Genomic DNA, 13885 nt, shown 5'->3' on the forward strand with positions numbered 1-13885 from the left:
AAATAAACAGATGTTTGACTTTAGTATAGTAACCAATTGGATTCACCAGATGCTGACCTCCTTCATGCCGGAAGGTCTGGCGGTGTTTCTCGAATGCGTAGTGATAGGCGTATGCATCATCCTGATGTATGCAGTGCTTGCCATTATCCTGATTTATATGGAGCGCAAGATATGCGCCTTTTTCCAATGCCGCCTCGGTCCGATGCGTGTAGGGAAATGGGGATTGCTCCAAGTGCCCTGCGACGTCATCAAGATGTTGACTAAAGAAATCATTGACCTGAAGTTCTCCGACAGGTTCCTCTACAACCTGGCGCCGTTCATGGTCATCATAGCCTCGTTCCTCACGTTCGCCTGCCTGCCCATCAGCAAAGGGCTGGAAGTGCTGGACTTCAACGTGGGCGTGTTCTTCCTGCTTGCCGCTTCGAGTATCGGTGTGGTAGGCATCCTGCTTGCCGGATGGAGTTCCAACAACAAGTTCTCGCTTATCGGAGCCATGCGAAGCGGTGCGCAAATCATCAGCTACGAACTCTCCTGCGGACTGAGCATCCTGACAATGGTAGTTCTGATGGGCACGATGCAGTTCTCCGAAATCGTAGCCGGACAAGCCGACGGCTGGTTCATCTTCAAAGGACACATCCCGGCAGTGATAGCATTCGTTATCTATCTTATTGCAGGTAATGCGGAAACCAACCGCGGCCCGTTCGACCTGCCCGAAGCCGAAAGCGAGCTGACCGCCGGTTATCATACGGAATACTCAGGTATGGGTTTCGGCTTCTTCTATCTGGCAGAATATCTGAACCTGTTCATCGTAGCCGGTATAGCCGCCACGATTTTCCTGGGTGGCTGGATGCCGTTGCACATCGTCGGTCTGGACGGTTTCAATGCGGTCATGGATTACATTCCGGGCTTTGTATGGTTCTTCGGCAAGGCATTCTTCGTGGTGTTCCTGCTGATGTGGATTAAATGGACATTCCCGCGCCTGCGCATCGACCAGATTCTGAACCTCGAATGGAAATATCTGGTTCCTATCAGCATGGTGAACCTGATTCTAATGGTATTAATCGTAGTATTTAAATTACATTTCTGATGAAAGATAATAACTCCTACATAGGCAGCCTCATCAATGGTATCACTTCCCTGCTCACGGGTATGAAAACCACGATGACCGTTTTCTGCCGCAAGAAGACTACCGAACAATATCCGGAAAACCGGAAGACGCTGAAACTCTCCGAACGCTTCCGGGGTACACTGACAATGCCCCACAATGAACAGAACGAGCACCATTGCATTGCCTGCGGCCTGTGCCAGATGGCTTGTCCCAACGACACCATCAAGGTGACGAGCGAAACCGTAGAAACGGAAGACGGCAAGAAAAAGAAGATACTGGCGAAATACGAATACGACCTCGGCTCCTGTATATTCTGCCAGCTTTGCGTCAACGCCTGTCCGCACGATGCCATCACATTCGACCAGAATTTTGAGCATGCCGTATTCGACCGCAGCAAACTGGTACTGACGCTGAATCATCCGGGCAGTCACGTAGAAGAGAAAAAGAAACCCGCCGCTCCCCAACCCGAAGTAGCGAAGTAATTAGTAATTCATAATTAGTAATCAATAACATGGAATTTAATCTTGAAACAATAGTATTTTACTTCCTTGCGGCTTTCATTACCGTATTCTCCATACTGACGGTAACCACCAAACGTATGGTACGTTCGGCCACATACCTGCTGTTTGTGCTGTTCGGCACAGCCGGCATCTACTTCCTGCTGGGATACACATTCCTCGGTTCGGTACAGATTATGGTATACGCGGGCGGTATCGTCGTGCTTTACGTCTTCTCCATCCTGCTCACCAGCGGTGAAGGCGACATGGCGGGAAAGCTGAAGCGCAGCAAGTTCTTCGCCGGACTGGGCACTACCGTAGCCGGAGCTGTCATTGTACTGTTCATAACCCTGAAACATAAATTCATCGCCACCACCGATGTAGCGCCTCTTGAAGTCAACATCAAGACTATCGGGCACCATATGCTGAGCGGTGACAAGTACGGTTACCTGTTGCCTTTCGAGGCCGTCAGCATTCTGCTGCTGGCATGTATCGTAGGCGGATTATTAATAGCACGTAAAAGATAAGAATTATGATACACATGGAATATTACCTGATAGTCTCGGCTATCATGTTTTTCGCCGGCATCTACGGGTTCTTCACCCGCCGCAATACCTTGGCGATATTGATTTCAATCGAGTTGATACTGAACGCTACGGACATCAACTTCGCGGTATTCAACCGTTTTCTGTTTCCCGGCGGACTGGAAGGCTATTTCTTCTCCCTGTTCTCCATTGCCATCTCGGCAGCCGAAACAGCTGTGGCTATTGCTATCATGATTAACATCTATCGTAACATACGTTCTATCCAGGTGAACAAGCTGGACGAACTCAAATGGTAATAAATATGGAATATACGATTCTAATCCTTCTTCTTCCCTTGCTCTCATTCCTTGTGTTGGGATTGGGCGGCAAATGGATGTCACACCGCACCGCCGGCATCATCGGCACGGCGGTACTGGGTGCAGTGGCGGTACTCTCCTACCTCACCGCAATACAATATTTCACCGCCCCCCGGCTGGCAGACGGCACATACGCCACGCTGATGCCTTACAACTGTACATGGCTGCCGTTCACACCGTCGCTCAGCATTGACCTGGGCATCTTGCTCGACCCTATATCGGTGATGATGCTGATTGTCATAAGCACCGTATCATTCATGGTACACCTCTACTCTTTCGGCTATATGAAAGGGGAACGCGGTTTCCAACGCTATTATGCTTTCCTCTCGCTTTTCACCATGTCCATGCTGGGGCTGGTGGTAGCGACCAATATTTTTCAGATGTATCTGTTCTGGGAGTTGGTGGGTGTATCTTCCTACCTGCTGATCGGCTTCTACTATACGAAGCCCGCAGCAATCGCCGCCAGCAAGAAAGCGTTTATCGTGACCCGTTTTGCCGACCTGGGCTTCCTTATCGGTATTCTGGTTTACGGCTACTATGCCGGAACCTATACTTTCCAGCCCAATGAAATGGCACTGCTGAAAGGCGGCGCAACAATGATTCCGCTGGCGCTGGGACTGATGTTCATCGGTGGAGCCGGCAAGAGCGCCATGTTCCCGCTGCACATCTGGCTGCCCGATGCTATGGAAGGCCCTACTCCGGTCAGCGCATTGATTCATGCCGCTACCATGGTCGTCGCAGGTGTCTATCTGGTGGCACGTATGTTCCCGTTATTCATCGACTATGCGCCCCATGTGCTGCACCTCGTTGCCTATGTAGGCGCATTCACAGCGTTCTACGCTGCCGGCGTAGCCTGTGTGCAAAGCGACATCAAGCGTGTGCTCGCCTTCTCCACTATATCGCAGATAGGCTTTATGATGGTGGCGCTCGGCGTATGTACTTCCATGAACCCGCATGAAGGCGGGCTGGGCTATATGGCAGGTATGTTCCATCTGTTTACGCACGCCATGTTCAAGGCATTGCTGTTCCTCGGTGCAGGCAGCATCATCCATGCGGTGCACAGCAACGAGATGTCCGCTATGGGCGGGCTGCGCAAATATATGCCGATTACGCATATCACTTTCCTGATAGCCTGCCTTGCCATCGCCGGTATTCCCCCGTTCTCCGGATTCTTCTCCAAGGACGAGATTTTGACGGCCTGCTTCCAATTCAGCCCCGCCATGGGTTGGATAATGACGGTGATTGCCGCAATGACCGCATTCTATATGTTCCGTCTCTACTACGGCATTTTCTGGAGCGACAAGCGGTCGGCGGTTAGCGGCGAGCACGCGCAAGACACCGACCACGCACACCACACTCCCCACGAAAGCCCGTTGGCGATGACCGTCCCCTTGATGTTTCTCGCTGCCGTTACAGTGGTTGCCGGATTCATACCTTTCGGGCACTTCGTCAGCTCGAACGGTGAAGCCTATACCATTCATCTGGACTGGGGCGTGGCAGGTACAAGCATAGCCATCGCCGTTGTTTCCATAGCCTTGGCAACCTATATGTATAAAAGCGGAAAACAACCCGTTGCCAATGCGCTTGCCCGCCGCTTCAACGGCTTGTGGACGGCAGCCTACCACCGCTTCTATATCGATGAAGTTTACCAGTTCATCACCCACCGCATCATCTTCGGTTGCATCAGCCGTCCCATTGCATGGTGGGACCGCCATGTGATAGACGGCTTCTTCAATTTTCTCGCCTGGGGCGCCAATGCCACCAGCGACGAGATACGCGGCCTGCAAAGCGGACGCATCCAGCAGTACACGTTCGTATTCCTGCTGGGTACGCTCATACTGATATTGCTGCTGTTGCTGTAAACGAGAAACGGACACTGATATTGATATATCAATCCATAGAACAATAACAATTAATACAATACTATAAAGATGAATTTCTTATCCATATTCGTACTCATCCCTTTGCTGATGCTGCTGGGTCTTTGGCTCAGCCGTAACATAGCACAGATACGTGCGGTGATGATAACCGGCGCTTCGGCACTGCTCATCGCCGCCGTCGGACTGACTGTCGTCTATCTGCAAGCCCGTCATGGCGGCGCTACGGATGAAATGCTGTTCCGTGCCGACGTAGCTTGGTATCCCGCCCTCAACATTCACTATTCCGTGGGTGTAGACGGTATTTCGGTAGCCATGCTGCTACTCTCGGCCATCATTGTCTTTACGGGAACATTCGCTTCCTGGCGTCTGCAACCGCTGACTAAAGAATATTTCCTGTGGTTCACCCTGCTGTCCATGGGCGTGTTCGGCTTCTTTATCTCCACCGACCTGTTCACCATGTTCATGTTCTACGAGGTAGCGCTTATCCCGATGTACCTGCTGATTGGCGTATGGGGTTCGGGACGCAAGGAATATGCCGCCATGAAACTGACGCTGATGCTTATGGGCGGTTCCGCTTTCCTGTTAATCGGTATCTTAGGTATCTACTTCGGCAGCGGCGCCACCACCATGAACCTGCTGGAAATAGCCCAACTGCACAATATTCCTATCGAGCAACAACGCATCTGGTTCCCGCTTACTTTCCTCGGTTTCGGCGTGCTGGGCGCACTGTTCCCGTTCCACACATGGAGCCCCGACGGTCACGCATCCGCACCGACTGCCGTTTCCATGCTGCATGCGGGCGTACTGATGAAACTGGGCGGCTACGGATGTTTCCGCATCGCCATGTACCTGATGCCCGAAGCCGCACAGGAACTCGGCTGGATATTCCTCGTACTGACAGGTATCTCCGTTGTGTACGGTGCATTCTCCGCCTGCGTGCAAACCGATTTGAAGTATATCAATGCCTACTCTTCCGTATCGCACTGCGGTCTGGTGCTTTTCGCCATTCTGATGATGAACCGGACGGCTTGTACGGGCGCCGTGCTGCAAATGCTTTCCCACGGATTGATGACCGCCCTGTTCTTCGCCCTCATCGGTATGATTTACGGACGTACGCACACACGCGACGTACGCGAGCTTAGCGGACTGATGAAGATTATGCCTTTCCTCGCAGTATCCTACGTCATCGCCGGTCTTGCCAACCTCGGTTTGCCGGGGCTCAGCGGTTTCATTGCCGAAATGACAATCTTCAACGGCGCTTTCCAGCATCCCGATACATTCCACCGCGTATGGACCGTCATTGCCTGCACAAGCATTGTAATTACCGCGGTCTACATTCTGCGCCTTGTCGGTAAAATCCTTTATGGAACCTGCACCAACAAGCACCACCTGACATTGACCGATGCCACCTGGGACGAACGTACCGCCGTAATCATCCTTATCGCTTGCGTAGCCGGCCTCGGTCTTGCCCCGCTGTGGATAAGCAACATGATTGGAGACAGCGTGCTGCCGGTAGTCAATCTATTAGCCGCCCGCTAATCACGCCAATCAGGAGTTAATTATTAATCACTAAACAGTTAATCACCAAATAATATGGATTACTCCCAATTTCTCCTAATGAAAGAAGAGCTGTCGCTGATAGCGGTTATCGTTATCCTCTTTATAGCCGACCTCTTCATGAGTCCGGATGCGCACAAACATGACGGCAAGCCGATGTTGAACACCATGCTGCCCGTTGTTCTGCTCATCATCCATACACTTATAACCATCGTGCCCGGTCCTGTAGCCGACGCTTTTGGCGGGATGTATCACAACCAGCCGATACAGAGCATCGTCAAATCCATCCTCAGCGTAGGTACGCTTATCGTCTTCCTTATGGCGCACGAGTGGATGCGCCGCCCCGATACGGCAATCAAGCAAGGCGAGTTTTACGTACTGACACTCTCCACGCTGCTGGGTATGTACTTTATGATTTCCGCCGGCCACTTCCTGATGTTCTTCATCGGGTTGGAAACCGCCAGCATCCCGATGGCTGCACTGGTTGCTTTCGACAAATACCGCCACCACTCCGCCGAGGCAGGCGCCAAGTACATTCTTACGGCACTCTTCTCCAGCGGATTGCTGCTTTACGGCATTTCGCTGATATACGGTTCTGTAGGTACACTCTACTTTGCAGATATTCCGGCACATCTGGACGGAAACCCGTTACAGATTATGGCGTTCGTATTCTTCTTCTCCGGCATGGGATTCAAGATTTCATTGGTGCCTTTCCACCTGTGGACGGCAGACGTGTACGAAGGCGCTCCGAGTACGGTGACCGCTTACCTGAGCGTTATCTCCAAAGGTGCGGCGGCATTCGTGCTGATGACCATACTCTATAAGGTGTTTGCCCCGATGGTGGCGCAATGGCAGGAAGTGCTCTACTGGGTCATCATCGCCTCCATCACGCTTGCCAACCTCTTCGCGCTGCGTCAGGAAAACCTGAAACGACTGATGGCATTCTCCAGTATCTCCCAAGCCGGTTACATCATGCTGGGCGTCATCAGCGGAACGTCATTGGGTATGGCGTCACTGGTGTACTACGTATTGATTTACCTGTTTGCCAATCTCGCCGTCTTCACCGTTATCACGATTGTGGCATTGCGTGCCCATAAGTTTACGCTGGAAGATTACAACGGATTGTACGCCACCAATCCCAAACTGGCTTTCCTCATGACATTGGCGCTGTTCTCGCTGGCAGGTATTCCACCGTTTGCGGGCTTCTTCTCGAAGTTCTTCATCTTTGCGGCAGCCTTCCGGAGCGGTTTCCATTTGCTGGTGTTCATTGCGCTGGTCAATACCATTCTGTCACTCTACTACTATCTGAAGATAGTAAAAGCAATGTACATCAACAAGAGCGACGAACCTATTGCCGCTTTCCGCAGCGATAACTACACGCGCGCCAGCCTTGTCATCTGTACGCTGGGCATCGTGGTGCTGAGCATTGCAAGCGTGGTATATCAGTCCATCGATAAGTTCTCGTTCGGAATGTAGAAAAGCGGACAATCCTTTTTTATCTTCACGAGGTGTCAAAACAAAAAACATTTGCTATTTGTTCCTTTGTTTTGACACACTCTCGTGACGAAAAGCCTGATAGTTTCCCATTTTTTCAAGGTGCCAATAAAAAGCCAGCCCAAGTGCCAATTTTTCAGCTCATTATCAGACAGTTGACTTGCTTTACAGCCAATGCAACTGCCAGTTTAGTGACACAACATAATTAATAAAGAAAAGATATACTAAAGTATATCTCTGTTGGAGAAAACGGATGATGCGTTTGAGCAAAATCCATCATGTATCCGAGTGCAACAGATGATGTATACGGATGTAACAGATGATGCAATTTTAGGATTTGTAAGGGGATATTTATTCCCGCTTTATTTCATTATTTGGTTTCTGTACTGCGTAGGCGTCAGTTTGGTAAGTTGTTTAAAAGTGCGGTTAAAGTGCGAGATAGACTCGAACCCGCACTCCACAGCTATCTGTGAAATCTCCATATCACCGATAGTCAACAGCTTGCACGCATAACCGATACGCATATCCGCCACATACTGCAGGAAAGTTTTTTCCGTAACCTCTTTGAAGAAGCGGCAAAAGGCGCTGCTATTCATATTCGCCATTTCGGCAATCTCATCGAGCTTAAGGGAACGGGTATAATTACTATTAATAAAGGAGATAATCTTATCAATCCTTTTGTTTCCCACCGTGGGGAACTTCTCATAGTAACAAGGACTTGCCAATGGCTTCTTCCGAACAGATACGGATAACTCCTGCAACAAGTCCAACAATCCCGTTATCTGTCCGAAGCCTTTCAGTTCGGGGAAAGCGGATACCCTGCCACGGACAGTCCCGTTGTCGGCTGCATGAAAAACGACTCCCCGCTTGGCCTCTTTCAGCAACAATCGTATCTGATGAAACTGCGGATAATGGTCGAAAGAGTATTGCATGAAGTTCTCCTCAAACTGGACAATAGTGCCCTGAACCCTCAAAAGAGGATTGCCGCAATGATAAGCATCATCACTTCGCATATAATGAGGCAGATTGGGACCGAACAATATCATGTCTCCGTCTGAAAACTGCTCTATGCAGTCGCCTACAAAACAACGACCGTCTCCCTTCCTTACATAGATTATCTCATACTGGCTGTGGAAGTGCCAGGGATAAGTGAAGCGGTCGTAGTCATAGTAACGCGCCTTTATCGGATTGGATTCCGATATCTGGAGTTGTTCGTTTATAATCTGTCTCATAGCACAGCTAATGTTAGTTCCGACGTCTATTGCCTGTCCGTAGAACAAAGATACGAATAATAGTAATCGCTTTCTTTTGATACACGCAAATATTTGCAAATATCCTGCAAATATCCGTCTATCCTCGAACTGTTTTAGTGGCTATATTTGCAGCAAATAATCATTTTAAATCATTAATACAAAAAGAAGTATGGAAAAGACTTGGAGATGGTTCGGTAAGAAAGACAAGATAACACTCGATATGCTTCGTCAAATCGGCGTGGAAGGTATAGTTACCGCCCTGCACGATGTGCCCAATGGCGAAATATGGACAGAAGAAGCTATCAACGATTTAAAAAAATATATTGAATCCTACGGCTTACGTTGGTCTGTTGTGGAGAGCCTGCCCGTATGTGAGGCCATTAAGTATGCAGGACCGGAACGCGAACAGCTAATAGAAAACTATAAAGTCAGTCTCGCCAATTTGGGTAAATGCGGTGTAAAGACTGTATGCTATAACTTTATGCCCGTTATCGATTGGATACGCACCGATTTACAACACCCCTGGGCGGACGGCACTTCATCGCTCTATTTCGACCGGGTACGTTTTGCTTATTTCGACCTGCGCATTCTTCAACGCGAAGGGGCTGAGAAAGACTATTCGGCAGAAGAGCTGGCTAAGGTAGCCGAACTGGACAAAACCATTACCGAAGCCGAGAAAGAAAGCCTCATCGACACAATCATCGTAAAGACACAGGGATTCGTAAACGGCAATATCAAGGAAGGTGACAAGAATCCTGTGAACATCTTCAAGAACCTGCTGGCTCTATACAAAGGTATCGACCGCGACGCACTCCGCGAAAATATGCGGTATTTCCTTGCAGCTATCATGCCGGTATGCGAGGAGTACGGAGTAAATATGTGCGTACATCCCGACGATCCTCCTTTCCAAGTATTGGGTTTGCCGCGTATCGTGACCAACGAAGAGGACATTGCATGGTTCCTGAATGCCGTGGACAATCCTCACAACGGACTGACTTTCTGTGCCGGCTCGCTCAGCGCAGGAGAGCATAACGACACCCGCGAACTTGCCAAGAAATTTGCATCACGCACCCACTTTGTGCATCTGCGCAGCACTGCAGCCATGCCGGGCGGTAACTTTATAGAGAGCTCTCACCTGACAGGACGCGGACACCTTATCGACCTTATCCGTATCTTCGAGAAAGAGAACCCGAACCTGCCGATGCGTGTAGACCACGGACGAATGATGCTGGGCGATGAAAACAAAGGATACAATCCCGGATATTCATTCCATGGCCGTATGCTGGCACTGGCACAGGTAGAAGGCATGATGGCGGTAGTACAGGATGAGATGGGGAGTAAAATGAAGAATGAAGAACGAAAGATAAGAACGATAAATAAAAAAAGAAAGAAAAATTATGAACGAACAATTCAGTATTGCAGGTAAAGTGGCAGTCATCACCGGTGCAGGTGGTGTACTGGGTGGCAGCATTGCCAAGTGTTTTATGCAACAAGGTGCTAAGGTGGTGGCAGTAGACATCCGCCAAGAGCAACTGGACAAGCGTGTAGAAGAACTGAAAACATATGGTGAGGATGTAATCGGTATCGTGGGTAACGTACTGGACATAGCCAGTCTTGAAAAACTTGCCGATGATATTGTTGCCAAGTGGGGACGCATCGACATCCTGCTCAACATTGCCGGTGGAAATATGCCGGGCGCGACTTTGGCTCCCGACCAACACTTCTACGACATGGACATTGCCTGCTGGGAGAAAGTAACCAATCTGAATATGAACGGAACCGTTTATCCGTCTTTGGTATTCAGCAAAGTGATGGCAAAACAAGGCAAAGGATGTATCGTCAATGTGTCTTCAATGGCAGCTTACAGCGCTATTACCCGCGTACCGGGCTATTCGGCAGCCAAAACAGCCGTTGCCAACTTCACTCAATGGCTTGCCAGCGAACTGGCTCTGAAATACGGAGACGGTATCCGTGTCAACGCCATTGCTCCGGGCTTCTTCATCGGCGACCAGAACCGTGCCGTGCTCATCAATCCGGACGGCTCGCTGACCGACCGCAGCAAGAAAGTATTGGCAAAAACTCCGATGAAACGTTTCGGTGACATCAATGAGCTGAATGGTGCTGTACAGTTCCTATGCAGTGATGCCGCCAGCTTCGTCACAGGCGCATTGCTTCCTATTGACGGTGGTTTCAGCGCATTCAGCGGCGTATAAATCCATTCTTATAAAATGCACAAAAACAAAGGTATGTGTCGTGTGGCACATACCTTTTTTCTAAGCTATCGGTAACGTAAACCAAAAACACGCCCCTTTACCAGGTTCGCTATCCACACCGATTATGCCTCCCAACTGTTCAATAATACTCTTGCAGATAGGTAATCCTAATCCGGTACCATGCACAAAAGTATTCAGTTTGACAAAACGTTCAAAAATATCGGCCTGCTGTTCCCGACTGATACCTATCCCCGTATCAGCCACATAAAAGCGTAAATGGTTTGCATCCACCTGGTCATACCCTAAACGTATACTACCGGCTGATGTAAACTTTACCGCATTATTAATGAAGTTGAATAGAACCTGATTCAGACGGTTACGGTCGCTGACAATAATACACTCCGGCAAATGTCGTTCAAAAAGAATCTCCACTCCGGGCTGGGCTTTCATCTTCATGGTACGTACTATATCTTCACATAAGAAATTCACATCCAGTTCCTTGTGTACCAAGTCAAAAGTACCCGCTTCTATTTTTGAGAGGTCCAATATATCGGAAATAAGCTGCAACAATAGTTCATTATTCTCTTCCACAATCGCCATGTACTGTTCCCGCTCTTCGGGATTCTCATCTTGCAGCAACAAGCTGGAGAAGCCCACTATCGCATTCAGCGGGGTACGTATCTCATGGCTCATGTTGGCAAGGAAAGCACTCTTCAGCCTATCGGCGGTTTCCGCTTTCTCCTTGGCATCAATCAACATGGCTTCCGTTTCTTTCAGTTCCGTAATGTCGTAGTTCACGCCGATAAGTTCTATGATACCCTCTTCCGGTGCAAACTGATTCACCACTACATTGGTACGCACCCAGTTCCACTTGCCCTTCGTGCCCGGACGTAAGATGCGCATTTCACCTTTAAAGTTTTTGACCTCACCGATACGCGCTTTATAGAAAAAGTCCAGCATCCGCTTTCTATCATCCGGATGCATCTTGCTATACACGCCGACAACCTCCGGCAATGAAGCGCTTTCGTCCTCACCCATATTTTTATACCATTGCTTAATGGCATAACCTTTCCTGTCCAGCAAATTCAACTTGGCATAACCCACCTTTGCATAGTCGGAAATCAACAGGAAGAAGTTTTCAAAGTCACAGATACGGCTTAAAGCGTCTATGCGCTCGGTATTGTCTATATTAATCAGAGCATACCCGGTACAATTTCCGCTATTGTCATATAGCTTGCTGACTTTGGTATACAGATTTATTATATTACGCTTCGCAGAAGGATAATACCCCTCTATATTCTCAAATTCATAATCCAACCGGAAGTCCACTGCATCCAAAGCACGTATTTGTTCCGCCAGTTGGGGAGATATGTTCGGATTCTCAAACAGGTTAATGCCTATCACATCCGCTTTATCACGAATGCCGAATATCTCCATGTTCTTATTATTGATATCCAGCAGGAATCCGTTCTTATCATAAATCTCCACTCCGGCAGGTATGTTGGCAAAGATATTCTTAAAAAGTTTCTCGCTGCGGTCCAAAGCCTGATGTGCTTGTACAGTATCGGTAGTGTCCAGATAGAGAGACATAACCTCATCATTTCCGGGAGAGTAGAGAACTGTATGACACACCCTCCCGGTATGTTCAAACGTCAAGTCTTGTTCTTTATGCAAACCGCCACCCAGCAGCTCTAACAGATAATTAAGCTTCTCAGTAGGGTCTCCATAGATTTCGGAAGCAGTCTTGCCGATAAAGTTTTCCACCGGCTTTCCCAAGAATTCTTCGAATCTTCGGTTCACGCTTGTCAGACGAAAGTCGCAAGGCATCCCCTCCTTATCACGTATAATGGACATACGCACATATCCCAAAGGCATATAATGAAATAGATTGCTAAGGAAATTACGTTCACGTACGGCATTATCTTTACTATTACGCAACTCTCTACAAATAGATACGATATTGGCAAGTGATACCAACCATTGATAATCCTCGTTTGTCCACAGTACCGAACGGTCCAGAATATCCACTCCTACAAAGCCCCATACATGGTCATTCACAATAAGAGGAACTATCATTAAGGCCTTAACGTTTTGCCGTACATATATACTGTACTCATAATCCGACATCCCGGGCATCCGTCCGATGCTCTCCAGCATTACAGGTTTGCCTTGCAGCAATTGCGTATTGCACCAAGGTAACATCTCTACAGAGAGATGTTGCATCCGTTCTTTCTCAGAATCCACCCCGGAGGCTGAAACCTCATAAGTACAGTTCAGAAAATCATGATCTGCAGTATATTCAAATATATACGCACGACCCGCATGGAAGAAATCAAGAATATCTTTCAATACATTATAAACAGCACCGTCCACTTCATCTTCTTTGAGGAAGCTAAAAAGTGATTGTGAAATGGAAGTCTGGCGGAAAAGCAAGTCATTGAGCCGACGCACAATATCTTTTTCCTGAAGATCCTGTGAAGTATTGAGTAACTGCACTATACCGAACACATGGACGGAACCGTCGGGAGCCACTTCCTTATAGCCCACACGTGAATTAACCCACCGCAGCTCGTCACGCACCATCACAGGATAGGTTTGCTCATACACATCGAGATAGAGCAAGGCTTTGTACTGGCGATCTATACGGTCGCGGTAGTCTTCGGGAATCATGCGGAAGAAATCATCAAAGGTTATCACCTCGCTCTCCAGTTCCAACAGTTCGCAGACATATTCCGAACACAGAAAGGTTTGTGTAGCAAAGTCTCCCTCCCACCAACCTATTCGTCCCAGCTTGCTCATTTTCAGAAAACGTTCACTATCATCCCTATCGGTAACTGCCATAATCTCTTTTTTTGAATTAAAGCAACAAATATAATTATTTATGATAAGAACAGCAACATTTCATTCTCAAAAGCCATGTAACAGAACCTTAATACTTTTGAAAGCATAATGTACACACTCCGTATCAAACACGTAACATCA

The 13885-nt window shown here is 48.5% G+C and carries 11 protein-coding genes; 9 read left to right on the forward strand and 2 right to left on the reverse strand.

From position 1 onward, the window contains the following. Positions 1–10: 10 nt before the first annotated feature. The 7 genes from nuoH to KG118_RS02515 all read left to right on the forward strand — a co-directional run bounded on the left by nuoH (position 11) and on the right by KG118_RS02515 (position 7419). Positions 11–1087 carry an NADH-quinone oxidoreductase subunit NuoH gene (gene nuoH, locus KG118_RS02485; RefSeq protein ID WP_009123015.1) on the forward strand — a complete coding sequence of 359 codons (1077 nt, stop codon included), beginning with the start codon at positions 11–13 and terminating at the stop codon, positions 1085–1087. After that, on the forward strand, positions 1087–1590 hold the full coding sequence (locus KG118_RS02490) for a NuoI/complex I 23 kDa subunit family protein (RefSeq protein ID WP_117711079.1): 504 nt from the start codon (positions 1087–1089) through the stop codon (positions 1588–1590). The genes nuoH and KG118_RS02490 overlap by 1 nt, the downstream gene beginning before the upstream one ends. Before the next feature lie 29 nt (positions 1591–1619). Next, the gene (locus tag KG118_RS02495; protein WP_117711078.1) at positions 1620–2132 is read left to right on the forward strand and encodes an NADH-quinone oxidoreductase subunit J family protein; all 513 of its coding nucleotides are present in this window, start codon (positions 1620–1622) and stop codon (positions 2130–2132) included. Between the two features lie 5 nt (positions 2133–2137). Continuing rightward, positions 2138–2446 carry an NADH-quinone oxidoreductase subunit NuoK gene (gene nuoK / locus KG118_RS02500; protein WP_004289123.1) on the forward strand — a complete coding sequence of 103 codons (309 nt, stop codon included), beginning with the start codon at positions 2138–2140 and terminating at the stop codon, positions 2444–2446. Positions 2447–2451: 5 nt separating this feature from the next. Beyond that, on the forward strand, positions 2452–4368 hold the full coding sequence (gene nuoL / locus KG118_RS02505) for an NADH-quinone oxidoreductase subunit L (protein ID WP_117711240.1): 1917 nt from the start codon (positions 2452–2454) through the stop codon (positions 4366–4368). Between the two features lie 69 nt (positions 4369–4437). After that, a complete protein-coding gene (locus KG118_RS02510; RefSeq protein WP_117711077.1) occupies positions 4438–5925 on the forward strand; it encodes a complex I subunit 4 family protein in 1488 nt (495 codons plus the stop codon). A gap of 54 nt (positions 5926–5979) precedes the next feature. Further along, positions 5980–7419 (forward strand): NADH-quinone oxidoreductase subunit N, encoded by a 1440-nt coding sequence (locus KG118_RS02515; RefSeq protein ID WP_117711076.1) that lies wholly within the window; start codon positions 5980–5982, stop codon positions 7417–7419. A 380-nt stretch (positions 7420–7799) separates the two neighbouring features. Here KG118_RS02515 and KG118_RS02520 read toward each other — a convergent pair whose 3' ends face one another. After that, the gene (locus KG118_RS02520) at positions 7800–8669 is read right to left on the reverse strand and encodes an AraC family transcriptional regulator (RefSeq protein ID WP_117711075.1); all 870 of its coding nucleotides are present in this window, start codon (positions 8667–8669) and stop codon (positions 7800–7802) included. A 190-nt stretch (positions 8670–8859) separates the two neighbouring features. On the opposite strand from KG118_RS02520, the gene uxuA reads away from it, so the two are divergent. Further along, positions 8860–10116 (forward strand): mannonate dehydratase, encoded by a 1257-nt coding sequence (gene uxuA, locus KG118_RS02525; protein WP_233514865.1) that lies wholly within the window; start codon positions 8860–8862, stop codon positions 10114–10116. Next, entirely contained in the window at positions 10088–10903 is an 816-nt protein-coding gene (locus KG118_RS02530; RefSeq protein WP_117711069.1) for an SDR family oxidoreductase, read from the forward strand. Before uxuA ends, KG118_RS02530 begins: the two co-directional genes overlap by 29 nt. A gap of 60 nt (positions 10904–10963) precedes the next feature. On the opposite strand, the gene KG118_RS02535 is transcribed toward KG118_RS02530, so the two are convergent. Next, positions 10964–13744, reverse strand: coding sequence for a sensor histidine kinase (locus KG118_RS02535; protein ID WP_117711068.1), 2781 nt, complete (start codon positions 13742–13744; stop codon positions 10964–10966). Between the last annotated feature and the right edge of the window lie 141 nt (positions 13745–13885).

This window comes from Bacteroides propionicigenes (genome assembly GCF_018390535.1).
GTDB lineage: Bacteria > Bacteroidota > Bacteroidia > Bacteroidales > Bacteroidaceae > Bacteroides > Bacteroides propionicigenes.

Bases quoted from the DNA above. Each gene is read 5' to 3' on its own strand.
- KG118_RS02535 (WP_117711068.1), bottom strand. From the start codon at position 13,744: ATGGCAGTTACCGATAGGGATGATAGTGAACGTTTTCTGAAAATGAGC.
- KG118_RS02495 (WP_117711078.1), top strand. From the start codon at position 1,620: ATGGAATTTAATCTTGAAACAATAGTATTTTACTTCCTTGCGGCTTTC.
- KG118_RS02530 (WP_117711069.1), top strand. From the start codon at position 10,088: ATGAACGAACAATTCAGTATTGCAGGTAAAGTGGCAGTCATCACCGGT.
- nuoL (WP_117711240.1), top strand. From the start codon at position 2,452: ATGGAATATACGATTCTAATCCTTCTTCTTCCCTTGCTCTCATTCCTT.
- uxuA (WP_233514865.1), top strand. From the start codon at position 8,860: ATGGAAAAGACTTGGAGATGGTTCGGTAAGAAAGACAAGATAACACTC.
- nuoK (WP_004289123.1), top strand. From the start codon at position 2,138: ATGATACACATGGAATATTACCTGATAGTCTCGGCTATCATGTTTTTC.
- KG118_RS02510 (WP_117711077.1), top strand. From the start codon at position 4,438: ATGAATTTCTTATCCATATTCGTACTCATCCCTTTGCTGATGCTGCTG.
- KG118_RS02490 (WP_117711079.1), top strand. From the start codon at position 1,087: ATGAAAGATAATAACTCCTACATAGGCAGCCTCATCAATGGTATCACT.
- KG118_RS02515 (WP_117711076.1), top strand. From the start codon at position 5,980: ATGGATTACTCCCAATTTCTCCTAATGAAAGAAGAGCTGTCGCTGATA.
- KG118_RS02520 (WP_117711075.1), bottom strand. From the start codon at position 8,669: ATGAGACAGATTATAAACGAACAACTCCAGATATCGGAATCCAATCCG.
- nuoH (WP_009123015.1), top strand. From the start codon at position 11: ATGTTTGACTTTAGTATAGTAACCAATTGGATTCACCAGATGCTGACC.